This is a genomic window from Candidatus Poriferisocius sp. (assembly GCF_965204145.1).
Lineage (GTDB): Bacteria > Actinomycetota > Acidimicrobiia > Acidimicrobiales > Bin134 > Poriferisocius.
Map to the genome: position 1 here is coordinate 2229158 of NZ_OZ241977.1, position 25805 is coordinate 2254962.

The window sequence follows — 25805 nt, forward strand, 5'->3', positions numbered from 1 at the left end:
TCGCGGCCACACGATTACGCAGCCGGCCGGGCCGGCCACACGGCCGCCGTCGACCACGGAGCCGCTTGCTCCAGCTGCCGTGATACGGCCAGGACTAAGTCTTCGCGGCCGAAGGGCGCCGCCACCTGAACGCCAAGCGGCACACCGTCCTCGTCATGGCCCATGGGAACCGACGCCGCTGGCTGCCCGCCGACATTGAAGACCGCGGTCTCGCTCGCTGGCGTTGAGGCGATCGGCAGCAACGCGTCGACGTTGCTCGTGTCATATACGCCGAGCTCGGGAACGACCGTTCTGGTGGTCGGCGACAGGAAGATGTCGAACCGCTCGAAGTAGGTTGCCGCCTTGCGTCCGATCAGCTCGGCGGACTGAAGTCCTCGGATGACATCAGCGCCGTCGAATCCAATCGCGAGGTCGTATAAGTAGCGAGTGAACGGCTCAAGGTCGTCGTCTTCGAGCCCGCGGCCGAGCTCGGCGAGCCGGTCGTCGATCATCACCTTGGTCGCGGCGGCCATCAACCCGCCCAAGGTCGCGAGAAGGCCGGGCTCCACCGGCAAGTCTGCTACTTCCAAGTGGTGACCCATCCCCTCAAGGCATCCGGCTGCCCGCTGGAGGGCCGCAGCACACATCGGGTGGAATGCAGGCCCTTCCATCGAGTGGCTGGCCACGCCTACCCGCAGCGGACCAGTCTTCGTCTCGAGCGACGACAGCCACGACGCCGCCGGCGAGGAGATCTCATAAGGGTCACCCAGAACCGGCCCCGCGGTCAGGTCGAGTACATGCGCCGAGTCCCGAACCGAGCGCGTCATCACGTGGTCGATGCCCATCGGATACGACATCATCGTGGGCCCAGGATGTCCCGTCACTCGACTCCTGCTCGGCTTCAATCCAAATAGACCGCACGCGGCTGACGGGACGCGGATCGACCCGCCGCCATCGTTGCCATGGCCGATGGGTACCATGCCCGACGCCACCGCAGCGCCCGTGCCGCCCGACGACCCGCCCGGCGACTTGCCGAGATCGTAGGGGTTGCGAGTCGGGCCATAGGCGGCCGGCTCCGTAGTGCCCATCTTGCCCATCTCCGGCATGTTCGTGACACCGAGGATCACAAACCCCGCCGCCCGATAACGCTTGGTCAACTCACTGTCCTCGTCAGGAACAGCACCCGCCATCAGCCTTGAACCCCACGTCTCGGGAACGCCGGCCAGCCGTGCTCGACAGTCCTTCACCACAAACGGAACGCCAGCGAACGGCGCGTCCCGATCCACGTTGCGGGCGCTTTCCAACGCCGAGTCGTAGCACGTGGCAATCACCGCGTTGATCTCCGGGTTTCGCTCCTCGATCCGTCCAATCGCCGCCTCTGCCAATTCAACCGGATCCACAGCTCCGCTCCGGACGGTGGCCGCGATCTCCGTGGCGTCCGCCGAATCCAGCAAGGCTCCAATCTCAGTCATCGCCGATCCTTTCCGTCAAAGTGCGTTCTGCCAGTTTTCAATAGAGGTCTGCGGTGCCGTCGCGTAGGTCGCGGCCACGATGGCCTCGAATTCGCTGGCAATAGCCGCATGTTCGCTGATCACGTTGTGCCCCTCCCGGGCATCTGCGTTGCAGTCGACCAGGAACGCGTCAAACTCGTCCGGTGGGAGCGTCCTACCGTCCCGCCGGGTGGAGCGGTCGTAGCGCCAACGGCGGGTGCGGACACAGAAGCGCTGCGGCCAACCGCCACCGCCGGTCCAGTAGCCCACGCCGATGGCAGCCATTGCGGCTATTCCCGGGAGTCCGTACCCAATGGCCGAAATGAGGTGATCCGGCTCGTCGCCAGACACCAGCGACCGCCCGTCCCCCATTCGGGCTTCGAGGCCGCACAGGTCCAGCAGCGTCGGACCGAGGTCAACCCCGGAAGCGAGCTCTTGATTCATCGCGCCGGCATCCAGCTCGCCGGGCCACGACAACAGGAAGGGAACGCGGTGCGACCAAGGCGAGAACATCTGCTTTGAGTAGGCCCCGCCGAGCTCGCCCAAGTGCGCGCCGTGGTCGCTGCTGAACACAACGATCGTGTCCCCTCGCAGACCCTGGCGGTGCAGCGCCGCCAAGATCTCTCCGATCTGGTCGTCGATCCAGTTCACAAGGCCGTGGTAGCGGGACTGGGCGGCGACGATCTGTTCCGGTGTGAGGTCGCGGGGTGGAACCTGCCCGAAGACCCGCTCGAATTCCGAGAGCCCCTCCGTTGGGCCAAATGCGTCGAACGAGTCGGGCCAGGGTGCGTCGTCGTACCTCGACGCCCACGGTTCCGGCACGACGACCGGCGTGTGAGGTTGGAGGAAGCTGACCCGCAGCAGCCAGGGCTGGTCAGTCGGGCGGTCCCGTTCGAGCCAGCCCACCGCATTTTCGGTCAGACGCCGTGGGGGGAAGGCGAGGCCGTCAGGCCAGGTCGCGGCGTTAATGCTCACACCATTGGTGATCAGTCCGAGCCGGCCACGGTTCTCACCGAAGGCGACCAACAGCTCAAGCTGGTCGGCACCGTCGTACTCCGATTGTTCGAACCCGAGGAGAGCGTCGGGGACATGTTCCTTGCCGAGGTTGACCGTGCGGTAGCCGGCCCGCGTGAAGACTTCGGTGAACGACTCGACCGGGACCGCGGCACCGAGTCCTCGACCGTGGTTGTGGTAGATCCCAGTGGTCGTCGGCAACAGCCCAGACTTGTACGCCGACCGGGCCGACACGCAAACCGGCGAGTCGACGTAGAACCGATCAAAGCGCACGCCTGCCTCAGCGATGGAGTCGATGTTGGGTGTCTTGATCGGCGCGTATTCGTTGTCGTAGATGCCGACCGCGTCGGAGCGCAATTCGTCGCACATGATCCACAAGACGTTCGGCTTCTTGGGGCCCATGACTCTCCTAGACGCCACCAATCGCTGGCTGACGATAGCTCCCATCGACTATTATACAGTGTACAACAACATTGGCAGTAGCGTCGGGGATCTGGAGTCCGCGAGCCGCCGACAGAGCTGAGGAGTCCCGGATGCCGCGACGAGTCGGCAGAAAGCAAACACGACTTGAGGGGGCAGGGGATCATGCCGATCCCTCCGCAACCAGCGTCCTGAGCGACCAGATCTTGGCCGCGGAGGCTGAGCGCCAGGCGGAATTGGCGGCAGAACCGGTGATCCTCGACGACGATCAGCTTCCCGGCGTCGGCGCCAAAGAAATCTCGCTGAAAGAGGCCATCTCGATTGGTGGGGTGTCCACCATCGTCTTGCTGGGAGCCCTCGACGCCACCGACGCCCTTGGAATCAGCGCATTAGGGCTCCTGGGCCCTGACATCAAAGAATCGCTGGGGGTCAGCGACGCCGTGCTGGGCACCATCACCGCCGGGGGCAACGTATTTATCGTGGCCGGCGGCCTGTTGCTGTCCCGGATCGCCGACAACAGCAACCGGGCCAGATTGGTGGCTCTGGCTACCATCTTCTGGTCGGCGATGACCCTGCTGCTCGGATTCGTGCAGACCGCGTTCTGGTTCTTCATCGTCAATTGCGCCATCGCGTTCGGCCGATCGCAGACCCATCCGGTGCAGGGCGCCATCATGGCCGACAGCTATCCCGTCGAGGCCCGGGCCCGGGTGTATGCCGCCAAGGATGTGGCCGGACGATCGGGTGCATTCATCGCGCCGCTGGCCGTCGGCGGACTGGTCTCGTTGATCGGCGGGGACGACGCCTGGCGTTGGGGGTTCATCGCCGCATCGGTCCCCACGCTGATCGTCGGCGTGGCCATCTTGTTCCTCAACGACCCGCCGCGGGGCCAGTTCGAACAGCGCTCCGCCATCGGCGAGACGCTCACCGACATGAAGCCGGGGCCCATCTCGCTCGGTGCCGCCTTCCAGCGGCTCTTCAAGGTGCGGACGATGAAGTGGGCGTTGATGGCCGCGGTGGCCCTCGGCTTCAGCCTGATATCCGACGGGCTCTTCCTCAATCTCTACCTCGACGAGCGCTTCGACCTCGGACCGTTCGAGCGGGCCCTGGCCAACAGCACCCCCGGCGTGATCGCCCTGTTCATGATCCCCTTCGTGGCCAAGTGGTACGACGGCTTCTACCGCCGCACCCCGCCGCAGGCCATGGCCTTGCTGGGGTCGCTGTTCTTCCCGATGGCGTTTTTCACCGTGCTCCAGCTGCTGATGCCATCACCGGTGACCTTTGCGGTGATGGCCGGGCTCAAAGCGCTGTTTGCCGCCCCGGCCCTGTCGCTATTGGGGCCAACTCTGGCCCACATCAACCCCTACCGCATGCGGGCGCTGGGGTCAGCCATCGGCATGTCGCTGGTCTTTGGGGCCGGCGGTCTCGGCGGGGCCATTCTGATGGGCCTCATCTCCGACGCCACCTCGCCCCGTACTGCCCTGTTGGCTGTTGTTCCCGGAGCCATGATCATCGGCGGTCTGTTGACCATCAACGGCGCCCGACACATCCGGGCCGACCTCACCTTGGTGGTAGAGGAGATTCGGGAAGAGAAGGCCGAGCGAGACCGGATGAGGGCTGATCCCAGCGACATACCAGTGCTTCAGCTCCACAACATCGACTTCTCCTACGGCCCAGTGCAGGTTCTGTTCGACGTGAACCTCGAAGTGGCCCGGGGCAAGACCTTGGCGCTGCTCGGCACCAACGGAGCGGGCAAATCCACGGCTCTGCGGGTGGCCGCCGGTTTGGGCATCCCCTCCCGGGGCGTCGTGCGACTCAACGGCCGCAACATGACCTTGGCCTCGCCCGAGCAGCGGGTGAGGGAGGGTATCTTCTTGCTGCCCGGCGGCCAAGGGGTGTTTCCCCACCTCACCGTGGTTGAGAACCTCGAGACATCGGCGGCGATCATCCGCAGCGACGCCGATACCAAGCCCGACATCGCCGGGCGGCTAGATCGGGCATTCGAGCTGTTCCCGGTGCTCGGCCAGCGGCCCAAGGCGTTGGCTCACGACCTCAGCGGCGGGCAGAAGCAGATGCTGGCGCTGGCCCGGGTGATCATGCACGACCCGGAGGTGCTCATCATCGACGAGCTCTCCCTTGGCCTTGCTCCGGTCGTCGTCCAAGACCTGCTGGCCGTGGTCGAAGGTCTCCGCGACGCCGGTCAGACGATGATCATCGTGGAGCAGTCGCTCAATGTCGCCCTGACGTTGGCCGATCGGGCGGTGTTCATGGAGAAGGGCCATGTGCGGTTCACCGGGTCGGCCCAGAGTCTCCTGGAGCGCGATGACCTGGCCCGCGCGGTGTTCTTGGGCCGTGACGCCGCTACCGATCTGCCAACTGATGAGGACGAGGGCTGATGCTGGCCTTCACCCTCACCAGCCAGATCGTCTACTTCGGGGTAATCGACGGCCTGCTCATCGGCTTGCTGGCCCTCGGCGTCGTGCTGATCTACCGGGCCAGCGGGGTCATCAACTTTGCGGTGGGATCGCTCGGGGTGCTGTCGGCCAGCCTGCTCGCTCTCCTCGTGCTCACCTACGGCTGGCCGTTCTGGCCCGCGGCCATCATCTCGGTGATGGCGGGCGGCCTGATCGCCGCCGCACTGGAACTCACTGTGATCACCCGGTTGTTCCGTGCTCCGAGGGTCATACTCCTGGTGGCCACCATCGGGATCGCCCAGCTCTGCGAGCTGCTCCAGGTGGCGCTGCCCGACATCGACGTGTCGATGGCGAACCGATACCCAGTGGCGCTCTCCGGCGATTGGGAGAGATTCGGGCTCCAAGTGCGAGGTGTCGAGCTGATTGTGATCATTGTTGTTCCCGTCCTCACCGTGGCCCTCTCCTACTACCTCCAGCGCACGGCACAAGGACGGGCAATTCGAGCCGCAGCCTCCAACCCCGACCTGGCCCGGCTCACCGCCATCAGCCCCAAGGTCATCTCGACCATCACCTGGATCATCGCGGGCCTGCTGGCCGCGGTGGCACTGATCTTGGTGGCGGGGATCAACGGCCAGCCCAGCGGCTTCCGGTCGCTGGGACCGGCCACCCTGGTCCAGGTTCTGGCCGCGGCCCTGATAGGGCGGCTTCGAAACTTCCCGATGGCGATGATTGCTGGAGTGGCCCTGGGGCTGCTCCGATCGCTGCTGGTATTCAACTGGCCGACTACCGCAGGGCTCTACGACGGATCACTCTTCTTGATCGTCATCGCCACCACACTTCTTGCCAGCCGGCGGCTCACCGGCAGCGACGAGTCGTTCTCGTTCGTGCCCACCACCCGTCCGCTTCCCCATGCGGTGGCCCGCCTCTGGTGGGTCCGTCACTCTTCCCGCATCGGCATTGGCCTGCTCATTGCGGGCGCGGCCATTCTCCCCTTCCTGGTCACCCTGGCGTCGCGCCAGCTCCTGTTCAGCGAAGTGCTGCTGTTCGCCATGATCGGCATCTCGCTGGTGGTGCTTTCCGGCTGGACCGGTCAGATCTCGCTGGGGCAGGCCGCGCTAGCCGGCATCGGCGGCCTCACCACCGCCGCACTAGTCGCCGGACGCGACATCGGGGTCGGCCTCGGCGGAGCATCGTTCACGCTGGCCCTGCCCGACATCCACTTCCTGTTGGCCCTGCTGGTGGGCGCGGCGGTTACTGGGGCCGTCGCAGTGGTCATCGGGTTGGGCGCGTTGCGGATTCGGGGCTTTCACCTCGCCATTGCCACCTTGGCGTTGGCCTTGTTGGGGCAGCAATTTCTCTGGCGACGACCTTTCCTCTCCGGCGGTTCCTACACCGTTTCTCTCCCCCGAGCCACTGGGCCTGTCGACCTGACCGACCAGCGCAGTTACTACTTCTTCTCACTGATTGCCCTGGTGGTGGTGATTGTTCTGGTGGCCAGAATGCGAGCCACCGGGGTTGGGCGCCGATGGCTGGCGGTGCGAGACAACAGCACTGCCGCGTCGGCGTACACGATCTCGCCCTCCCGGGCGGGAATCCAGGCGTTTGTGGTGTCCGGGGTGATCGCCGGGCTCGGCGGCGGTCTGTTGGCCGGGCTGTACGTGACCGTGGGGCTGACCGAGAAGTTCCAGCTCGAACACTCCATCCAGGTTGTCGCCATTGCGGTGATCGGCGGTGCCGGAACCGTGGTCGGACCGATTCTCGGCGCCCTATGGATCGTGGGCCTCCCCGCCGTCTGGCCCGCCAACGACTTGGTTCCGCTCTTGACGTCCTCCATCGGGCTGCTGGTCCTCTTGATGTATTTTCCGGGCGGATTCGCCCAAGTGGTGCTTACCGGACGCGACCGCTTCCTGGGCTGGTACGCGGCCCGGCTTCCCGAACCCGAGCCGCCGCCGAGACGCCAGGTGGCCAGCGTCGTGTCCCGACCTGACGCTGCTGCCGCCACCGGGCCGGTGCTGGTCGCCAAGGAGGTGACAGTGACATTCGGAGGCCTGACCGCGGTCGACAGCGCCTCGATCCGAGTCCACGCCGGAGAGGTGGTGGGCCTCATCGGAACCAACGGGGCGGGCAAGACCACCCTGATGAACGCCATTAGCGGGTTCGTCCCGTGCTCCGGTCGAATCGAACTGGAAGGCCGTCCCATCCACAAGATGGCCGCCGACCGGCGAGCGGCGCTCGGTTTGGGCCGTGCGTTTCAGCAGTCTCGGCTCTTCCCCGACCTGACCGTGCTCGAGACCCTGGCGGTGGCGGCGGAATCGCGCCAGCGAACCTCGTTCACCACCGCGGTAGCCCACCTGCCCAACGGCTATCGCCGCGACCGAGCCCAGCGGGCCCACGCCCAAGACGTCGCCGACTTCCTCGGCCTCGGACCCTACGCCGACAAGTTCACCTCCGAGCTCTCCACCGGCACCCGTCGCATCGTCGAACTTGGCTGCCTCCTGGCTCTAGAGGCCCGCGTACTGTGCCTCGACGAGCCCACCGGAGGGGTGGCCCAGCGCGAAGTTGAGGCGTTCGCCCCCCTGCTGTTGTCGATCAAAGAACAACTGGGCGCCGCCATGGTGGTGATCGAGCACGACATGCCCATGATCATGCAGATCAGCAATCGGATCTACTGCTTGGAAGCCGGCCGCGTGATCGCAGTGGGCTCGCCGGCTGAGGTTCGCACCGATCCCGCAGTCATCGCCTCCTACTTAGGCACCGACGAGCGGGCCATCCGCCGGTCGGGGGCAACTGCTTCAGCCGAAGGAGCTCAATTCCCAATGCCGACTACTGTTTTCAACGAGGGGGAGACATGAAAAGGCTGCTCGCTTTCTTCGCAGTTTTTGGCCTGTTCGTTGCGGCCTGTGCCGGGGGTGACTCCGGCGATGAGAATGGGGCCGCCCCCGGCGCGTCACCCCCTACCGAGGCTGCCGAGGCCCCCGCGCCCGAAGGCACCGCCGCGGCCGAAGATGCTGGCGTCAGCAATGGCGCTGATGCACCAGAACCCGCGGGAGACGACGGGGAGAGCGAAGCCCCCGAAGACACTGCCAGCCCAAAGCCCTCGGACGGCGCCCTTGCGGACGGGGAACCGGCGGCCATCTCCGATCCCATCTTCCAGCCGACGTGCGGGGGAGAAGGCGAGCTCAGTGCCACCGCCACCGGCGTCACCGCGGAGACCATCAAGGTCGGCGCCCCTCAGATCGACTACGCGGAGCTGAGCAATCTGGGGCTCGTTCAGCTCGACCGAGGCGACAATGAGGTCATCCTCCAGGCACTGGCCCAGGAAGTGAACGACAACGGGGGGATCTGCGGTCGCATGGTGGAGACGGTGACCTACAAGTTCCTGCCCTTCGGTACCGACACCTCCCTGGCCGGCTGCGTTTACTTCACCGAGGACGAGCAGGTGTTCGCGGTCTTGGGCCCTTTCACCAGGGTGCCGGCGGGAAACATCTGCGTGACCGAGACCTACAGCACTGCGCTACTCGGCGCCCCGTTCAACGCCGAAGATCGGGCCCGGGCCAATGCTCCCTGGGTACACCTGGAAATCGCCACCGACCGGGTGCTGGAGGTATTTGTGGCCGCATTGGACAAAGCTGGGCTGCTCGCCGATCTCGGAAATGTGGCCGTACACTCCGGTGCCGGACGCCAGGAATTGGTGGACAACGTGCTCGTCCCTGCCCTTGAGGCCGCCGGAGTGGAAATCGCCGAGCGGACGGTGATCGATGTGCCGTCCGGCGACACCCAAGCCGGAGCGGCGGTGTGGCGGACCTTCGCGGAGATCTACCGGAACGCCGACATCAATACCGTCTTCATCGATGGCGACAACGTCTTCGGGGTGGAACAGCTCATCCAGAACGGCCTCGATGTCAAGCTGTTCAATGCGGAATTCTCCACGTTCTCCTATGGGCTGGGAGGCTCGAGCGACCCCAGCTTTTTCGAGGCCTACACCCTCGGCTCGCCATACGCCGGCGATGACGTCAACCAGCGAACGGAAGACTGCATTGACGCCTTCGAGCGCCAATCGGGAATCGAGGTGATACCCACCGAGCAGCTTCCGGAAGACGAAACCGACTGGTTTACGCCGGTACGCGGCTATTGCCGCGTATTCGACCTCTTCGTGCAACTGGCTGCCGCGGCCGGACCGAACCTGACCAACGAGACCTTGCAGGCGGCGATCGACGGATTCGGACCCATCGAGTTGCCCAATGAGGCGTTCGCCTCGCTGGGAGTCGGGAAATACGACGCCCGAGATGGCGTTGTCCTCATGAAATGGGATCCCGAAGCCGGTGATGACAACGCGGGCGACTTCGTCGTCATCTCCGACTTGATCGACACCGGAAGCTGACAGGCGGCCAACCAAACACCCGGTACACGGCCACAGGGTCCGGCTTCGTCGGCGCCGGACCCCGACTGCGGTCAGGCGTTCGCCATCATCCCAACCGATCCCAAGGTGAACGCTGGGGAGTAGCTGTCGGTCGGATAGTCCTCAGACCCTATGGGCCGGGCGACCTCTTCGACCCTGGGGCCGACTTCTGAGGCCAGCGGTGCCAGCGCGTCGAGGTCGAATCCGTAGAGGTCGGCGGCATTGGTGGACACCATCTGGGCCACATCGGCGGCGTCGCGTCCGGCAAAGGCCACCCGCAACGCCTCCATTGAGTGAGGCCACGTGCCCTCGTTGTGGGGATAGTCGTTCCCCCACATGATGTGGTGGACGGCGTCGTCGCCCAACGATGCGATCTCACCGGCGCTGGGGAAGCTCGCGCCAAATCGCACTTGGTCTCGGAAGGTCTGCCGTGTGGTCCGCTCCAGATGGTCGGCGCCCGCGGCGTCGTGGTTGAGCTTCACCTGCTTGGCGAACCAGCCGATCATGGGGAGGTCAGCTTTGATCCAGCCCACCCCCTGTTCGGTGAGCACCAATTTGAGATCGCGATAGCGGTCGAAGATGCCGCTGAGCAGGAACTGGGTGAGCGACCGCTTCGTCCAAAACGAGTACTCGGCCAGCTCTATGACGGCCCGACCGGAACCGGGGGCGTACACCGGCGCGTTTCCGCCGTGGGTCGTGACCGGATACCCCACTTCGGCTGCGGCGGCCCACACTGGCTCCCAATGCTCCTCGTAGAGCTGGGGAAAGGTCCCGTCGGGGGGCGCAACCCGCACCAGCACGCCGCCGGTCATTACCCCGGTCTCCGCCATAGCCCGGATTTCGTCGGCCACCTTCTCGGGAACAAACGGACTGGTCTGTATCAACCCGCGAAGTCGGGTTGGGTCACTGGCACAATGGTCGGCCATCCAACGGTTGTGAGCCTTGAAGCCTTCCCATTGGAGCTCGATCTCCCGGCGATCGTGCCCCCGCTCGAACACATTGAATGTGAACGGTGTATCGGTATTGGGCAAAACGACCCCGGCCACCACGCCATCGGCAAACTGCTCGTCTCGGCGCTGGTTGTGATCGAAGTTGTTCGGATTGGTCTGATCGCCATCGGGCAGCTTCTCCGCAGCCCATGCGTCGAACTCGTCGTGCAGCGAAGAAGGTAGGTACGGCCGGTAGTCGGCGAGCCGGCCCCCGCCATGGGTATCGGCGCTCACTACGATGTACCGCCCGTTGTCGGTTATGCCGCGAATTGAAGACGTATTGCTCATTGTTCTGCTCCCTTGGGGCCCGAGGTTAGTTTCACGTTGAGTGAAAACATGATCCGAGACCCTGACACGGTGTAGGAAACGAGGATGAGCACACGCCCCAACGTCTTGTGGGTGTCGTTTGAGGACTGCTCGCCGAGGTTCGGCTGCTACGGCGACCCGGTGGCCCGCACCCCCAACCTCGACCGGCTGGCCTCAGAGGGCGGCCTTTGGACCAAGGCCTTCACCACCGCTCCGGTGTGCGCCCCATCGCGCAGCGCGGTGATCACCGGCATGCACCCGGTGACGCTCGGCACCCACCACATGCGCACCAACAGCGGCCCCCATCACGGTGGGAAGGGCATTCCCCGCTATGAGGCGGTTGTCCCCCACTACGTGCGCTGCTTCCCCGAATACCTGCGGGCGGCCGGCTACTTCTGCACCAACCGCAACAAGACCGACTACCAGTTCATCCCGCCCATCACTGCCTGGGACTTGCCGGGCGGCCACTGGCGCGACCGGCCCGATCCCGACCAGCCGTTCTTCTCGGTGTTCAACCTGGACGAAACCCATGAGATGGCGGGATGGGAGGGGAGCTTCTTCGGCGACAACGACATCGGCCTCGACTCCATCGAAGTGCCGCCCTACTTCCCCGACACCCCCAAAGTGCGGGAGTCGCTGGCCCAGGTGTACACGGCCATCGAGCATTGCGACCGCTTGCTGGGCGATTTCCTCGAAGAGCTCGAAGAGGACGGACTAGCGGAGTCCACCGCGGTGTTCGTGTGGACCGATCACGGCCCCCTGCCCCGGGGCAAGCGTTGGCCGTACGACAGCGGCATCCACAGCCCGCTCATCGTCCGATGGCCCGGGGTCATCGAGCCGGGGACGATCAGCGACGAGCTGGTGAGCACCATGGACTTGGGGCCGACGGTGCTATCGATCTGCGGCACCGAAGTTCCCCGACACCTTCATGGCCGCCCGTTCCTCGGCCCCGATGCCCACGGCGGGCGCGACTACGTGTTCGTCTCCCGGGACCGCTACGACGAGATGTACGACACCGTGCGGGCCAGCCGGGACCAGCGATTCAAGTACATCCGCCACTACGACCCCGCCCGGCCCTACATGATGTGGAACTCCTTTAGGAACAACCACCCGATCATGCAGGAGATGTGGCGGCTGTACGCGGCCGGCGAGCTCGAAGGCCATCCGGCGCAGGCCATGGCTGACAAGCGGCCAGCCGAGGAGCTGTACGACACCGAGGCCGATCCTCACGAAATCAACAATCTGGCTGGCGACCCGGCCTACCGCGAGGTGCTGGAGCGTCACCGGGCGGCTCTGGAGAAATGGCAGCGCGACGTGGGCGATCTGGGAATGGTGCCCGAAAACACGATGGTGGCCCAGATGTGGCCGGGAGGAGTGCAGCCCATCACCGACGCCCCCAAGTTCATCGTGGTGGGCGGCGAACACCACGGCACCGAGGCCAGCCCCGAGGGCGGCACGTTCAAGGGCCCGGCCATCCTCCAGCTGCAGAGCAGCACCCAGGGGGCATCCATCGCCTACACCCTTGAAGACGACCCTCTGCCCGACCCGCCCGCCGATCTCGACGCCCAGTTTGCTGCCGCGCTAGGCCACAACCCCCAAGCCGGAAGCCCCCCTCGCCGCCTGCTCTACCACGAACCGCTGCGGCTGCCAGTCGGTGAAACCCGCATCCGAGCCGTCGCCCACCGCATCGGCTACCGGCGCAGCCCCGAGTCGGTGGCCACGTTCGTCGTCGAATAAATGACCCATAAATGACCCATACTGGAAGCACTTGGCGAAAGAAACACCCCTATGCGAATCCTCTACATCGACATCGACACGCTTCGGGCTGATCACTTGGGCTGTGCGGGGTATCACCGCAACACCACTCCGAACATCGACGCGCTGGCCGCCGAGGGGGTGCGCTTCGCCAACGTCTATGCGTCCGACGTGCCTTGTCTGCCGAGCCGCACCGCGCTCATCACCGGCATGTTCGGGATCCGCAACGGGGTGGCCAACCACGGGGGGATGGCCGCCGACCTGCGGCCCCAGGGGGCGGAGCGCAGCTTCTTCTCCTCGATCGCAGCCAACTCCTGGGCGTCGCGCTTCTATTGGTCGGGATACCACACCGCTTCGATTTCCAGCTTTCCGTTCCGCCACTCGGCCACTTGGTGGAACAGCGGCTTCATGGAGTCGATGAACCTGATGCGGGGCTTCGGCGGCGAGCGGGCCGACCAGGTGCTGCCCGGAGCGCTTCGCTGGCTCAACGACAACGCCGCGCAGGAAGACTGGTTCCTCCATGTACACCTGTGGGATCCCCATACTCCCTATAACACTCCCGAAGAATACGGAAACCCATTCGAAGGCGACCCGGCCCCGGCATGGCACACCGAGGAGGTGCGGGCCCGCAACTGGCCGCTGGCCGGGCCCCATTCCGCTCAGGAGCCCTGGGGGTTCAAGCCCGACGAGTGGGGCCCTCCCCCGCCCCGCCACCCCTGGAACCTGTCGACCATGGACGAGGTGAAGCAGACCTTCGACGGCTACGACACCGGGATCCGCTACGCCGACGACGCAGTGGGAACGCTGGTCAACAACCTGGCCGACCAGGGCGTGCTGGACGACACCGCCATCTTGGTCTCCTCCGACCACGGCGAGGCGTTCGGCGAGCTGGGCGTGTACGCCGACCACCAGGGGGCCGACGAGGCCACCTGCCACATCCCCTCAGTGCTGCGGTGGCCGGAGATCGAGCCCCAAGTCCATGAGGGGCTGCTCTACCACCTCGACATCGGGGCCACTGTCGTCGATTTGGCGGGCATTGACGTTCCCTTCCTCTGGGACGGCAAGTCGGTGGCCGAGGAAGTCCGCACCGGCACTCACGGCGGGCGGGAGTACCTAGTGCTCTCGCAGGGGGCGTGGTCGGTGCAGCGGGGGGTCCGCTGGGGCGACCACCTCTACTTGCGGACCTGGCACGACGGCTACCACGCCGCCTGGAACGAGGAAATGCTGTTCGACATCGCCGCCGATCCCCACGAGACCATCGACCTGGCCGAACAGGCCCCCTCAGTGCTGGCCGACGGCCGAGACCAACTGCTGTCGTGGACCGACGACCAAATGACCCGCAGCTACTCCCCTGTCGATCCGCTCAAGATCGTGCTTGCCGAGGGCGGCCCCTTCCACTGCAAAGGGCACCTGCCCGAGTACCTGGAGCGCCTCGAAGCCACCGGTCGATCCGATGCGGCGGCGACTCTGCGAGAGCGCCATCCAGTCGACAACACATCCACCGGCCTGTCTGGGATCCCCAAAGATCTGCTGGAGCGCCTTGGAGTGGACAACTAGTGCAGGTGTTGCCTGGTCGGGCCATCACCGGGATGTCGGCCATACTGCTGCCCCATCTCGACTCAACCACGGTGGACTGGGCCTCGCTGGATGCCCACATCGCCCGCACCCGCGAAGCGGGGCTCACCCCGGCGGTGAATATGGACACCGGCTACGTCCAGCTTCTTGATGCCGACACCCGGGTGCAAGTGCTCGAGCGGGCCGAGGCCGTCACCGGGGGCGACTTCGTGGCCGGTGCATTCGTGGCCGACGAGCCGGAGGCGGCGTTCGACCTCGACGCATATCGGCGAGCCGCCGAGGAGATCACCGACCGGGGCGGCCTGCCGGTGATCTTCCCTTCACACGGATTGAACGACCACGGCGATGCCGCCTGGCTCGACGCCCACGGCCAAATCGCTCCCCACCTGGAACGGTTCATCGGATTCGAGCTCGGCCCCATGTTCGTGCCCTACGGCCGCATCGTGACGCTCGACACCTACCGGGGGCTGCTCGACATCCCCCAGTGCATCGGCGCCAAGCACTCGTCGCTCAACCGGGAACTGGAGTGGCACCGGCTGGCGCTGCGCGACGAGGTGCGCCCCGATTTCATGGTGCTGACCGGCAACGACCTGGCCATCGACATGGTGATGTACGGCTCCGATTACCTGCTGGGCCTCTCCACGTTCGCCCCCGACCAATTCGCCGAGCGCGACCGCCTGTGGGCCAAGGGCGACCCCAGCTTCCACCAGCTCAACGACGTCCTCCAGTACTTGGGCCACTTCACCTTCCGCCCCCCGGTGCCGGCCTACCGCCACAGCGCGGCCACGTTCTTGCAGATGCGGGGCTGGGCCCACAGCGATGCGGTGCCCGCCAGCGCGCCCACTCGGCCCGACAGCGACAGAGAGATCCTGCGCGACATCGGCGAGCGCCTCGGAGTGCTCTAGCCCATGCCCCGCTGGACCCAGGTGAAGAACTTGACCAGCGTGGCGGCGCTGCGCAGCCATCTCGAGGACCTCGGCGTGCCCATCCCCCTCGACGACGAGGTGGACCCCGCCGGTCCGCTGGCCCGATCCCTGGCCATTACCGATGGCTCAGCCGGGACCTACACCGCCCCCAACCGCTGGGCAGTACTGCCCATGGAGGGCTGGGACGGCGAGACCGACGGACGGCCGTCTGATCTGGTCCGCCGCCGCTGGGACCGGTTCGCGGCCAGCGAGGCCGGGCTGGTGTGGGGCGAGGCCACCGCGGTCCGCCCCGACGGCCGGGCCAACCCCCGCCAACTGGTGCTCGACGACACCACCGTCGACGATTTCGCCGCCCTGCGGGCCCGGCTCGACCCGTCGCAGGTAACAGTGCTCCAGCTCACCCACTCCGGCCGCTACGCCCGGCCCACCGCCGCCGGACCAGCCCCCAAAACGGTGTACCAGCACCCCCTGCTGGATGCCCGGGTGGCATCAGGCCCAGCCGAGGTGCTCACCGACGACGAGATCGACGAGCTGGTGGAGCAGTTCATCCACCGGGCGGTGCTGGCCCACCAAGCCGGGTTCGACTTCGTGGACATCAAGGCCTGCCACGGCTACCTGGGCCACGAGTTCCTCTCCGCCGTCGACCGCCCCGGTCCCTACGGCGGCGACCTGGAAGGCCGCACCCGCTTCCTGCAATCCATCATCACCGGCATCCGCGCCAAAGCCCCCGCCCTGGGGGTGGCCGTGCGCCTGTCGCTGTTCGACTTCGTCCCCCACACCACGGGAACCGGGGGCGTCGGCACCCCCGAGGCTTCCGGCCCGTACCCGCTGGCCTTCGGGGGCGACGGCTCGGGGGTGGGCATCGACCTCACCGAAACCCACCAGATGCTCGACATGCTGGGCGAATTGGGTGTCGGGCTGGTGTGCGCCTCCGCAGGCAGCCCGTACTACGCCCCCCACATCCAGCGGCCCGCCTACTTCCCGCCCTCCGACGGCTACCAACCCCCCGAGGATCCCCTGGCGGGGGTGGCCCGGCTGGTTGCCAACACCGCCGAGATAACCCGTCAGCACCCAAACACAACAGTGGTGGCCGCCGGCCTGTCGTACCTCCAGGAATGGCTGCCCAACGCCGGCCAAGCCCTCGTCGCCCACGGCACAGCCCACGCCGTCGGCCTAGGGCGCATGATCTTGTCGTACCCCCAAATGCCCGCCGATGTGATGGCTGGCCGCCCACTCGACCGGCGCCTCATCTGCCGCACCTTCTCCGACTGCACCACCGCTCCTCGCAGCGGCCTCGTCTCGGGCTGCTATCCGCTCGACGACTTCTACAACCAGCGAGAAGAGCGCATCCAGCTCGCCGCCTTCAAGAAAGAGGCCAGAACCCGCCTGCGCTGACCGGCTTATTCGGGGGGAGGGCGCAACGCCCCCTGGCAAAAGCCCCATAGTCCGTTGAACCGGGCGTGAGTCGAGCCCACTCGACCGAGCGCAAAGATATGGGCGGCCAGCGAGACATCGAAGAAGAGATCGGACAGTTCCTCCACCTCGATATCAGATCGGACTGATCCATCGGCCACTCCGTCGGCGATGATTGCGGAGAAGTGCTGCCGCAGGGGATCCCAGGCCAGCCGGAGGCCTTCGGGCCGAGTGGCCGCCAATTGGTTGTGGAGTATGGCCAGGGTGCGGACGGTCTTGGCCGGCGGCGCATCCTGGCCTCTAATGAAGTCCCACAAAGTCCGGGCGCTAATCTCAAGTCTGACCAGGGGAGGGGCCCCAGCTTGATCGGAGGCGGGGAAGTGCTCCACAAGCTGGGTGATCAGCTCTTCAAATAGCGCCAAGACGAGGTCATCCTTGGAGGAGAACAACTGGTAGAAACGCCGAAGCGAGCCTCCTGAGCGCTGCACCACATCTTGCACGGTGAACTCCACCGACTCTTCCTCTTCAAGCAGGGCCAACGCGGCGTGGACAAATTCGCCGCTGCGAGCCAAGGCCTGGACTCGAGCGGTGTCCAGAGACCGCTCAAGCATGCGCTGCTCCCAGGAACTGAGCGCAGCCAGCTCGGAATCTGCATTCTCTACTTGGATATCCGTGTTCTCAACACTGGCATTTTTGTTCTCAGTGTCGATATCTATGTTCTCAGGCATGTCTTTCCTGTTCTCATAGTTGATATTCTAGTTCTCGCGTGTAAGAATGATATTCTCACCAAGGAGAAGCGGGTTATGTCGCCCCCCACACTAGCCACCGCGATCGACCTGACCGACATGGACATGTTCGCCGTACGCGAGCCCTACGAGGTGTATGACGAGCTGCGAGCCCGCTCCCCCATCTGGCGCCACCCTGAGACCGCCACCCATGACGAGCCGTTCTGGCTGGTCACCTCTCACGACCTCATCACCAAAGCCCACCGGATGGGCCCGGTGCTCTCCCATCAGACCGGTCCGGGCCGCAATGGCACCGGCGGGATCATCCTTCCCGACGTCGAGATGGGCCCCGGAATCATGATGGTCATGACCGACCCGCCCGATCACACCCGCTACCGGAAGCTGGTCAGCAGAGGGTTCACCCCTCGGATGGTGCGCAAGCTAGAGCACTGGCTCCGCGCTCGCAGCCACCTCATCATCGATGCGCTCGACGGTCGCACCGAGGGCGATTTCGTGGTCGACCTGGCCTCCGAGCTGCCGCTGATGGTCATCGCCGAGATCGTCGGCGTCCCCCAGGAAGACCGCCACAAGCTGTTCGAGTGGACCAACTCGGCCATCGGGCGCTTCGATCCCGAGTTCCAAGACCATGACGATCCCCACTCGCCGCTAAACGGGCCGATGGACGCCTTCAACATGACCATCTACGCCCAGCAGCTCACCGAGGAGAAGCGCCGCTGTCCCGGCGACGACCTGATGACCAAGCTGACACAGGCCGAGGTGACCATGGCCGACGGGACGGTTACTGAGCTCAGCGACCTGGAGATCTCGGTCTTTTTCACCTTGCTCGTCATCGCCGGCAACGAGACCACCCGCAATGCCATCACCCACGGCCTTCTCGCCTTCCAGGAGTTCCCCGACCAGTGGGAGCTGCTGCGCCGTCATCCCGAGCTGATGCCCAGCGCGATAGACGAGATTCTGCGGTACGGCTCGCCGGTCCGGTACTTCCGCCGCACCGCGGCCGAGGACCTCGAACTGGGCGGGGCGCACATTGCCGCCGGGGAGAAGGTCGCCCTGTGGTATTTGGCGGCCAACCGCGACCCCGAGGTGTTCGCCGACCCCCACCGTTTCGACATCACCCGCACACCGAATCCCCATGTGGCCTTTGGTGCCGGTGGTGCCCACCATTGCTTGGGCGCCAACTTGGCCAAGCTGGAGCTGGAGATCTTTTTCGAGGCGTTGATCAACCGCCTGCCCGAAATCGAGGTGATCGGCCCGCCCGAGCGGCTACGCGACCTGCTGGTCCACGGCATCAAACACCTGCCGGTGCGCTACGGCCCGGTGGCCAACGCCGAAGCGGCCTAGCCTTCGCCGCTCCCTGCCCCCGATACTGTGGGGGCCGAACCCAGCAGCGAAAGCAGGCGAGCAGTGCCCGATCTCCAGGTAGAAAAGCGCGACCACATCGTGACCGTCACCATCGACCGCCCCCCGGTCAATGCGGTCACCACCGCCACCATGGCCGAGATCCGAGACGTGTTCTCCACGCTGGGCGACGACCGGGACGTGCGGGTCGCCATCTTCACCGGCGCCGGTGACAAGTCGTTCGTGGCGGGCGTCGATCTGAAGACCTCTGGAACCGAACCCCGCGATCAGCGGCCCCCCACGGAGCTGACCGACCCTGGATTGGTGGCCCGGGAGGCCATGTGGGCCATCATCGACTGCGCCGTGCCGGTGATCGGGGCCATCAACGGCTACGCACTGGGTGCGGGCCTGGCCTATGCCGCCTGTTGCGACATGCTGGTGGCCTCCGAGAACGCCACCTTCAGCACGCCAGAGATCAACGTCGGGCTGTTGGGGGCCAGCGCCCACCTGTCGTCGATGATGGGCCGCCACAAGGCCCGGGAGATGTTCTTCACCGGCGAGCAGGTCTCCGCCCAAGAGATGCACCGCATCGGCGCCGTGAGAGAGGTAACCGCCCCTGACAAGCTCATGGCCACCGCGCTGGAGCTGGCCCAGGAGCTGGCCACCAAGAGCCCGATTGCGCTGCGCATGGCCAAAGAGTCGATGAACCGAATCGAGAACATGGAGCTGCGGGAGGGCTACCGCACCGAGCAGGACTACACCACTCGCCTGATGCGCTTCGACGACTCCCGCGAGGCCCGCCGCGCCTTTCGGGAGAAGCGCGACCCTGAGTACAAGTGGCAGTGAGGGCGATCCTGTTCAGAAGAGCTTGCTGTTGTCCCAGTTGAGCATCTTGCCCACCGGGGTCAGCTCGATGGTGGCGTTGAGGTTCTTCTCGTAGTAGTCCCGAGTCTGCTCGGGCATCACATCACGAGCGGTTCGATACGGGGCGTATTTCTCGTCGAGGGCCTGGCCAATCCGGCTGGCCAGTTCCTCGGAGGGCTCGATTATCCGGCCGATGCACTCCACATGTACCGCCCGCAGCTCGGCCCACCGCTCGCCTGATTCCACCAGGAACGAACACCGTTCGTCGTTGCGCACCCGAACCACCTTCTTGCCTCGGGTCACCATGTAGATCTTTTGGTCCAGCACCACATACCAAACGGGGAGGGAGATCGGCTGGCCGTTGGCCCGCAACGTAGTAAGGGTGCCGTTCACCGAGGTCTCCAGCATCTCCCAGCACTCCTCCGGCGACATCCGCACCGTGAGCTTGGCTCTCTTCTCAGTCATCGACCAGCCCTCTCAGCTCTCGTCGGAGGATTTTGCCCGAGGCCGATTTGGGAATGGCATCGGTGAACCGCACCTCTCCGAGGTGCTTGTAGGTGGCCATATGATCGGCGACATGGGCCTTGACCGCCCGCTCATCGAGTAGGGAATCCGGGGCGGCAACCACGAATGCCAGCGGCACCTCGCCGCTCTCGTCGTCGGGGCGGCCAACCACTGCGGCATCGGTGATCTGCGGGTGGTCCAGCAGCAGCGCCTCCAACTCGGCAGGGGCCACTTGGAACCCCTTGACCTTGATGAGCTCCTTCAGTCGGTCGACGATGTAGACGTGGCCGTCGCCGTCGATCCGGGCGATGTCCCCGGTGTGAAGCCAGCCGTCCTCGTCGATGGTCTCAGCGGTGGCCGCCGGGTTGTTGAGGTACCCCTTCATCACCTGGGGGCCGCGGATCCAAAGCTCCCCCTCCACATCGATGGGCTGATCTTCACCGGAGTCGGGAGCAACGATGCGGGCCTCGGTATTGGCCACCGTCAGGCCCACCGACCCCGGCTTGAAATTGCCCGGCGGGGTGGCATGGGAGATAGGGCTGAGCTCAGTCATCCCGTAGCCCTGCACCACCTCGCAGCCGATTCGGTCCGATGCCTCCGCGGCCACCTCTGCTCCCAGCGGAGCAGCGCCGGACAGCACTTGGCGCAGCGACGAAAGATCGAAATCGGCCACCGCGGGGTGTTTGGCCAACGCCAACACGATGGGGGGAACGGCGAAGAACCGGGTCACTTGGTGCCGCTCGATGAGCGAAAGCGCCTGGGCCAAGTCGAAGCGGGGCATGGTCACCAGCGTCGCCCCGTGGTGAAGCTGGTCGTTCATGAGCACCTGCATCCCATAGATGTGGAAAAAGGGCAGCACAGCCAGCACCACGTCGCTGCCCTGGGACGCCACCGATGAGGCGCACTGCTCGATGTTGTTAACCAGATTAGCGTGAGTGAGCATCACCCCCTTGGGCAAACCGGTGGTGCCCGATGAGTATGGAAGCACCACCACATCGGTGCGGGGATCAACCTCGACCTGCGTGACCGGGTCTCCCATCAGCGACTGCATGGGGACGCCCATGGTCGGGCTGGTGGTGTCTATCACCGTCACATCACCGCCCACCCCGGCCTGGTCCATGGCCTCTTGGGCCTGGGGCGCAAACCCCTCGGCGGCAAAGACCAGCTTCGCCTTCGAGTCGGTGAGCTGGTAGGCGATCTCCTCCGCTCCGTAGGTGGGATTGACCGTGGTGACCGCTCCTCCCGCAACCGCCACCGCGTGGAACACCACTGGATACCAAGGGGAGTTCGGCGCGATCAGCGCAGCGACATCACCTCGCCGGAAACCGCCCGCGGCCAACCCCCCGGCCAGGGAATACACCGACCGCTCGAGTTGGCCGAACGTCAGCGACCACTCCCCCGGACCGTCGATCACTGCATTCTGGTCGGCCAACTCCGCGGCCCGCCCAAGCACAAACCCCGTGACCGGCTGGGAACTCAGCGGCTCATCGGGCAAGAGGCTGGGATGAACCATCACGAGGTGGCTCAGGCGGGCGTGATGCCGTGGAACGGGCTCCCCGCCGCCTGATACTCCTCCAGCAGTTTGAAGAACTCCTCGCCGAAGGGACTCTCACCCCGCAGCGGCATCGCCGCTCGGACAACGGTGAAGTCCAAAGGCGCGAGCTCGGCGGCGGCGTCGAAGTGGCGGCCAGCCCCCTCCTCGTCGCCGGTCCGCCGCAGATGGGCGGCAAGTCGGAAGTGCAGGCGGGCGGCGATCTCGTCCTCGTTCAGATCAGCGATCTCGCTGCCGGCGTCGTCGGGAACAACTCCGTCGTGGACCCAGGCACGGATCTGGTTGAAATGGCCCTCACAGGTGCGACCGGTGAACTCACTGAACATGTCGCTTCCGAATTCGTTGGCATTGGGGCGGGCGATTCGTCCCTGCTCGTCGATCCACACCACCGCGGGCACATTGCTGATGGCGTACGTCTCAGTCAGGGTGTGGTCGGGGTCCATGAGCACCGGATAGGTGATGCCATCGGCCAAAACCCGCACCTCGTCGACGGCCTCGTCGATGGCCACTGCGATCACCATGAAGCCGTCATCGGCCAGCTCATTGTGCAATTCCTGCCACCCGGGCAGGTCAAAGGCGCATCCTCACCAACTGGAGAAGGCGACGAGGAGCCGCTTTTTGCCGGCGTAGTCCGACAGGCTGCGCTCCTCGCCGTCGAGGTCGGAGAGAGTGAAGTCGGGCGCCTGGCGATCTCGCAGAGCCGCCTGGCGAGTGGCGTTGGGCTGGCCCAACACCACAACGCTGGCGTCAGGATCGATCACGGTGGGCTGGTCCACTGCATTGGCCACCGCGGCCAAATCGAGCTTGTCGCCCACCCGGATTGCCGAGCCGTCTCCCACCAGCACACATTGATCGCCGCGGCAGAGCCCCTCCGGTTTCAGCGTCCAGCCGACGGCGGTGGAGAGGGCATCCGGCTCGACAAGCGGGCGCCCATCCGCCCACTCTCCGGTGGCAGTGGCCACCTCGTCGCCCAGGATGGTGATCGTTGTCATGGCGGAAACTCCTTTACTCAACAGGCTCGGTCGAAATCGGGTCGCCGACCGGCAAATAGGTTCTGACTTCGGGGAAGTACTCGTAGCGGCGCACCAAGGAGCCGGCCGAGTGCTTGTCGGGCGAGAGGCTGGCTCCGATCATGGCAGGAAGGTCGAACGTGCCGAGCCCCTCAGCCGCGGCCCTGAATGTCTCCGGGGTGATGTTGCCGCCGGCGGCCTCCAGGATCTTCACGGTCAAAGCGAAAGCCCGGCAATGGTTGACGACACCGTTGACTATGTCGTCGTTGGTGAGATCGAGAGGCTCGTCGCTAGATCTCTCTTCAAATACGGCGAGGCACTCCTGCACGCCGGGATCGGCCAGCGCTTCCTCGCTGGTCGGCTTGTTCGTGGTGACGGCAAAAGTGCGGGCCATGTACTCGTCTTCAAGGCCTTGATCATTGGCGATATCCAGGCGGTCGGCAGCCTGCCCGTTGGTGTGGGCAATGCGCACCTCCCAGCCAATTCGCTGCACCGACCCGATGATGCCGTAGACGTTGGAGAGGTTGAGGATCAGATCAACCCCGTCGGCCTCCATTCGGGAGGAGATGTTGTCGGTATTCTGCTCGTTCTGAACGGTGTCGGTGGTGGGTGCACCTGGGGTGTAGACACCGACGACGTCGATGCCCGCCTCCTCCAGCAAGGGCTGTACCGCATCGGCATACTCCTTGTCGGGGGGCGCCTCGTAGTAGACGCCCACGCGGTGCCCCTCGAGGTCGCCGGCCCGGATCATCTCGGTGGTCCCGCCGACCCGCTGGCGGGTTTGCTTCATCTCAGTGGCGAAGAACAGGCCGTTGGACCGCTCTTGGCGCTCGGTGTTCTCCCCGAAGTGGCCCACATAGGGGTGCCCGTGCAGCTCGGTAATGCACAGGGCGTTGTCCTCGAGGAACTGGCCGATCACCACGAACACCCTCTTGTCCTCCATCAACTCGGTACACACCCGCTCGCTGTCGGTGGAACCGATCGGCAGGAAGGAAACCACATGGACGACGACGTTGCGGCCGTGGATGCCGCCCCGCTCATTCAGGTCTTCGGACAGAGCGGCATAGAGGTCCTGCACCGGGAAGATGCCGATGTCGACGCCGAACATCTCATTGATCTGCACCGGATCGATGGCGGCCACGCCAATAGCGATCTCGGTTTCGGTCACCCCCTGGTAGCTGGCAATGAGCTCCACCGGTGTGGGGGCTGGCGTCGGCTCAGCGGGGGTCTCAGCCGGCTCGTCGGCCGGTTGCTCGGCGGACTCATCAGCCGGCTCCTCTGCGGGTTCCTCGGCAGGTTCCTCGGCAGGTTCCTCTGCGGGTTCCTCGGCCGGTGCAGCCGTCTGCTCCTCAGCCGCGGCTGGCTCAGCGGTGTTGGCGGCACCGTCATCGTCGTTGCCACCGCAGGCCGCGGCCATCAATGCCAAGACGACGATCAGCCACCACCATCTTCTAGCGGTCCCAAATCCCCTGTTCTTGCCGGGCATGTTCATACTCCAATGCTGTGGCCGGATAGGTGTAGTGGCGTCATTTGAGCCCCAAACGAGCGTATTGCTCATCGGGAGCGTCAACCTCGTTGAGCGCGGTGTGGAGCAGATCAATCATCTCTGCGGCTGATGACTCGCTGCTGCGGTTTTCCTGCTCGCTCGGGTCGATGTCGAGGTCGAACAGGAAGTGGCGGTCGTTGCAGGCATTCACCGCCACCCACAGCGGCAGCGTGTCGCCCGGCTCGTAGGGCTGGCGGATCACCGGCACCTCCGAGCCCGGCATGTTGTCGAGCCAGGCCCGGTGGTCGGGCGGGGGCAGGCCGGGCATGCCGATGTCTCCGAACGGCATGGTGGACCACCGGTTGGACCACATGGAGATGGGAAAGTTCTCACCCTCCGCTCCCCGGGCGTACTTGTGCTGGCCATCGGTCACCTGCACCCAGCCACCGAACACCCCGCCCAGCGCCCACTCCCGGATGGAGTCAGCCTCGCCGCTCAGCAGCGGGGCCATGGAGCGGCCGTGGGTGGTCTGCATCACCTCGGCATCGAAGATGTCGGCCACGGTGGCGAAGATGTCCACGTTGGTGGTCAGCGCCTCGCAGGTTTCCCCGCCGGGTTTGCCGGGCCACGAAATCAACAGCGGCGTGTGGCCCAGCGGCTCGTATTGAGGCACGCCCGGCTTGCCCCAGATGTCGCGGCCCTCCCGCTCGTCACCCAAGTAGTGGCCGTGATCGGTACACACAATCAGCGCGGTGTCGTCCCACAGGCCCTGATCGTCGAAACGGTCCAGGATCTGCCCGAACCAGTGGTCGATCATCGACAGCTTGGCCCCGTAGTTGGCCCGCACATGGCGGCCCTCTTTCTCCGAGAGGTTGCCCGAGGCGATGCCCCCGTCGATGTAGGGGGGCCAGATGATCCACTCCTCGTCTCCCCACGGCTCGTCGTGATAGCGGCCGGCCCACGGAGCCGGAGTGTCGAACGGCTCGTGGGGATCGAACTCGTCCACGAACATGAACCATCGGTCGTGGTGCGGCGTGTCCTCAGCCAAGAACCGGGCCGCCGAGCTCATGGTCATCGGTCCGGGATAGTCCTCCTCGGCCCGGAAGAACGTGCGCGACCGGTCGTAGGCCCGATCCATCTCCTCGAGCCCCCACATCTTCGACCACCACCAGCCGCCCTTGCGCGCCGGCATCGTCGGTGAGCCAGCCCAAGAGGGGTCGTAGTAAGTGCGCCACGGATCGCCTTCATGGCCTCGCAGGTAGTCCCAGCAGTGGAAATCGGTGTGGTAGTTCTCGCCGCCGGTCTCGAAAAGGTGGGGGTGATCGGTAACCAGTGCGGTGGTCACGCCTTGGCGGCGCAGCACTCGGGTGATGGGCTCCTCCCACAGCTCGATCGAACCCCACGGCTTCCACAGAAAGTCCAGCGCCCCGCACAAGATGTCGTGGCGGGCCGGCATACAAGGCAGCGACCCCGTCACGTGGCGGGTGAACCGAGTGGCCTGCTCAGCCGCAAAACGGTCCAGGTTCGGTGTTTCGAACTCGGTGCCGCCATAGCTCCCCAACATATGCCGATTCAGCGAATCCAACAGGATGACCGCGACATTCGAAGGTGTGCTCATGAATCCCCCT

Annotated in this window: 18 protein-coding genes; 9 read left to right on the forward strand and 9 right to left on the reverse strand. The window is 65.4% G+C overall.

Translation table 11 applies throughout. The features are described from left to right. Positions 1-14: 14 nt before the first annotated feature. Together ACOGI7_RS10340 and ACOGI7_RS10345 are read right to left on the reverse strand one after the other, a co-directional pair. Positions 15-1451, reverse strand: coding sequence for an amidase (locus ACOGI7_RS10340; protein ID WP_419848678.1), 1437 nt, complete (start codon positions 1449-1451; stop codon positions 15-17). Positions 1452-1466: 15 nt separating this feature from the next. Continuing rightward, a complete protein-coding gene (locus tag ACOGI7_RS10345; protein ID WP_419848679.1) occupies positions 1467-2885 on the reverse strand; it encodes a sulfatase in 1419 nt (472 codons plus the stop codon). Positions 2886-3016: 131 nt separating this feature from the next. Here ACOGI7_RS10345 and ACOGI7_RS10350 point away from each other — a divergent pair, with 131 nt between their 5' ends. Genes ACOGI7_RS10350 through ACOGI7_RS10360 form a run of 3 tightly spaced genes read left to right on the forward strand, consistent with a single transcriptional unit; the run spans position 3017 to position 9695 of the window. Beyond that, complete coding sequence (locus ACOGI7_RS10350; RefSeq protein ID WP_419848680.1) at positions 3017-5296, forward strand: ATP-binding protein; 2280 nt, start codon at positions 3017-3019, stop codon at positions 5294-5296. Then, positions 5296-8166 carry an ABC transporter permease subunit gene (locus tag ACOGI7_RS10355; RefSeq protein ID WP_419848681.1) on the forward strand — a complete coding sequence of 957 codons (2871 nt, stop codon included), beginning with the start codon at positions 5296-5298 and terminating at the stop codon, positions 8164-8166. The genes ACOGI7_RS10350 and ACOGI7_RS10355 overlap by 1 nt, the downstream gene beginning before the upstream one ends. Beyond that, positions 8163-9695, forward strand: a complete 1533-nt coding sequence (locus ACOGI7_RS10360) for a hypothetical protein (protein WP_419848682.1) — start codon at positions 8163-8165, stop codon at positions 9693-9695. Before ACOGI7_RS10355 ends, ACOGI7_RS10360 begins: the two co-directional genes overlap by 4 nt. Before the next feature lie 71 nt (positions 9696-9766). Here ACOGI7_RS10360 and ACOGI7_RS10365 read toward each other — a convergent pair whose 3' ends face one another. Then, on the reverse strand, positions 9767-10990 hold the full coding sequence (locus ACOGI7_RS10365; protein ID WP_419848683.1) for an amidohydrolase family protein: 1224 nt from the start codon (positions 10988-10990) through the stop codon (positions 9767-9769). A gap of 84 nt (positions 10991-11074) precedes the next feature. Here ACOGI7_RS10365 and ACOGI7_RS10370 point away from each other — a divergent pair, with 84 nt between their 5' ends. The 4 genes from ACOGI7_RS10370 to ACOGI7_RS10385 are packed head-to-tail and all read left to right on the forward strand — an operon-like array spanning position 11075 to position 16659. Then, complete coding sequence (locus ACOGI7_RS10370; protein WP_419848684.1) at positions 11075-12745, forward strand: sulfatase-like hydrolase/transferase; 1671 nt, start codon at positions 11075-11077, stop codon at positions 12743-12745. A gap of 51 nt (positions 12746-12796) precedes the next feature. After that, positions 12797-14320, forward strand: coding sequence for a sulfatase-like hydrolase/transferase (locus ACOGI7_RS10375; protein ID WP_419848685.1), 1524 nt, complete (start codon positions 12797-12799; stop codon positions 14318-14320). Beyond that, complete coding sequence (locus ACOGI7_RS10380; protein ID WP_419848686.1) at positions 14320-15243, forward strand: dihydrodipicolinate synthase family protein; 924 nt, start codon at positions 14320-14322, stop codon at positions 15241-15243. The genes ACOGI7_RS10375 and ACOGI7_RS10380 overlap by 1 nt, the downstream gene beginning before the upstream one ends. A gap of 3 nt (positions 15244-15246) precedes the next feature. Continuing rightward, positions 15247-16659, forward strand: a complete 1413-nt coding sequence (locus ACOGI7_RS10385; protein ID WP_419848687.1) for an NADH:flavin oxidoreductase — start codon at positions 15247-15249, stop codon at positions 16657-16659. A gap of 5 nt (positions 16660-16664) precedes the next feature. Here the strand turns inward: ACOGI7_RS10385 and ACOGI7_RS10390 are convergent, their stop codons facing one another. Continuing rightward, on the reverse strand, positions 16665-17405 hold the full coding sequence (locus ACOGI7_RS10390; protein ID WP_419848688.1) for a TetR/AcrR family transcriptional regulator: 741 nt from the start codon (positions 17403-17405) through the stop codon (positions 16665-16667). Positions 17406-17480: 75 nt separating this feature from the next. On the opposite strand from ACOGI7_RS10390, the gene ACOGI7_RS10395 reads away from it, so the two are divergent. Together ACOGI7_RS10395 and ACOGI7_RS10400 are read left to right on the forward strand one after the other, a co-directional pair. Further along, the gene (locus ACOGI7_RS10395) at positions 17481-18764 is read left to right on the forward strand and encodes a cytochrome P450 (protein WP_419848689.1); all 1284 of its coding nucleotides are present in this window, start codon (positions 17481-17483) and stop codon (positions 18762-18764) included. Between the two features lie 63 nt (positions 18765-18827). Then, the gene (locus ACOGI7_RS10400) at positions 18828-19607 is read left to right on the forward strand and encodes an enoyl-CoA hydratase-related protein (protein WP_419848690.1); all 780 of its coding nucleotides are present in this window, start codon (positions 18828-18830) and stop codon (positions 19605-19607) included. Between the two features lie 12 nt (positions 19608-19619). Here the strand turns inward: ACOGI7_RS10400 and ACOGI7_RS10405 are convergent, their stop codons facing one another. The 5 genes from ACOGI7_RS10405 to ACOGI7_RS10425 are packed head-to-tail and all read right to left on the reverse strand — an operon-like array spanning position 19620 to position 25795. Then, positions 19620-20090, reverse strand: a complete 471-nt coding sequence (locus ACOGI7_RS10405; RefSeq protein ID WP_419848691.1) for a pyridoxamine 5'-phosphate oxidase family protein — start codon at positions 20088-20090, stop codon at positions 19620-19622. Continuing rightward, positions 20083-21642, reverse strand: a complete 1560-nt coding sequence (locus ACOGI7_RS10410) for an AMP-binding protein (RefSeq protein WP_419848692.1) — start codon at positions 21640-21642, stop codon at positions 20083-20085. Before ACOGI7_RS10410 ends, ACOGI7_RS10405 begins: the two co-directional genes overlap by 8 nt. An 11-nt stretch (positions 21643-21653) precedes the next feature. Further along, a complete protein-coding gene (locus ACOGI7_RS10415) occupies positions 21654-22673 on the reverse strand; it encodes a peroxiredoxin family protein (RefSeq protein ID WP_419848693.1) in 1020 nt (339 codons plus the stop codon). A 13-nt stretch (positions 22674-22686) separates the two neighbouring features. After that, positions 22687-24183, reverse strand: coding sequence for an ABC transporter substrate-binding protein (locus ACOGI7_RS10420; protein WP_419848694.1), 1497 nt, complete (start codon positions 24181-24183; stop codon positions 22687-22689). A gap of 34 nt (positions 24184-24217) precedes the next feature. Further along, positions 24218-25795 (reverse strand): sulfatase, encoded by a 1578-nt coding sequence (locus ACOGI7_RS10425; protein WP_419848695.1) that lies wholly within the window; start codon positions 25793-25795, stop codon positions 24218-24220. Between the last annotated feature and the right edge of the window lie 10 nt (positions 25796-25805).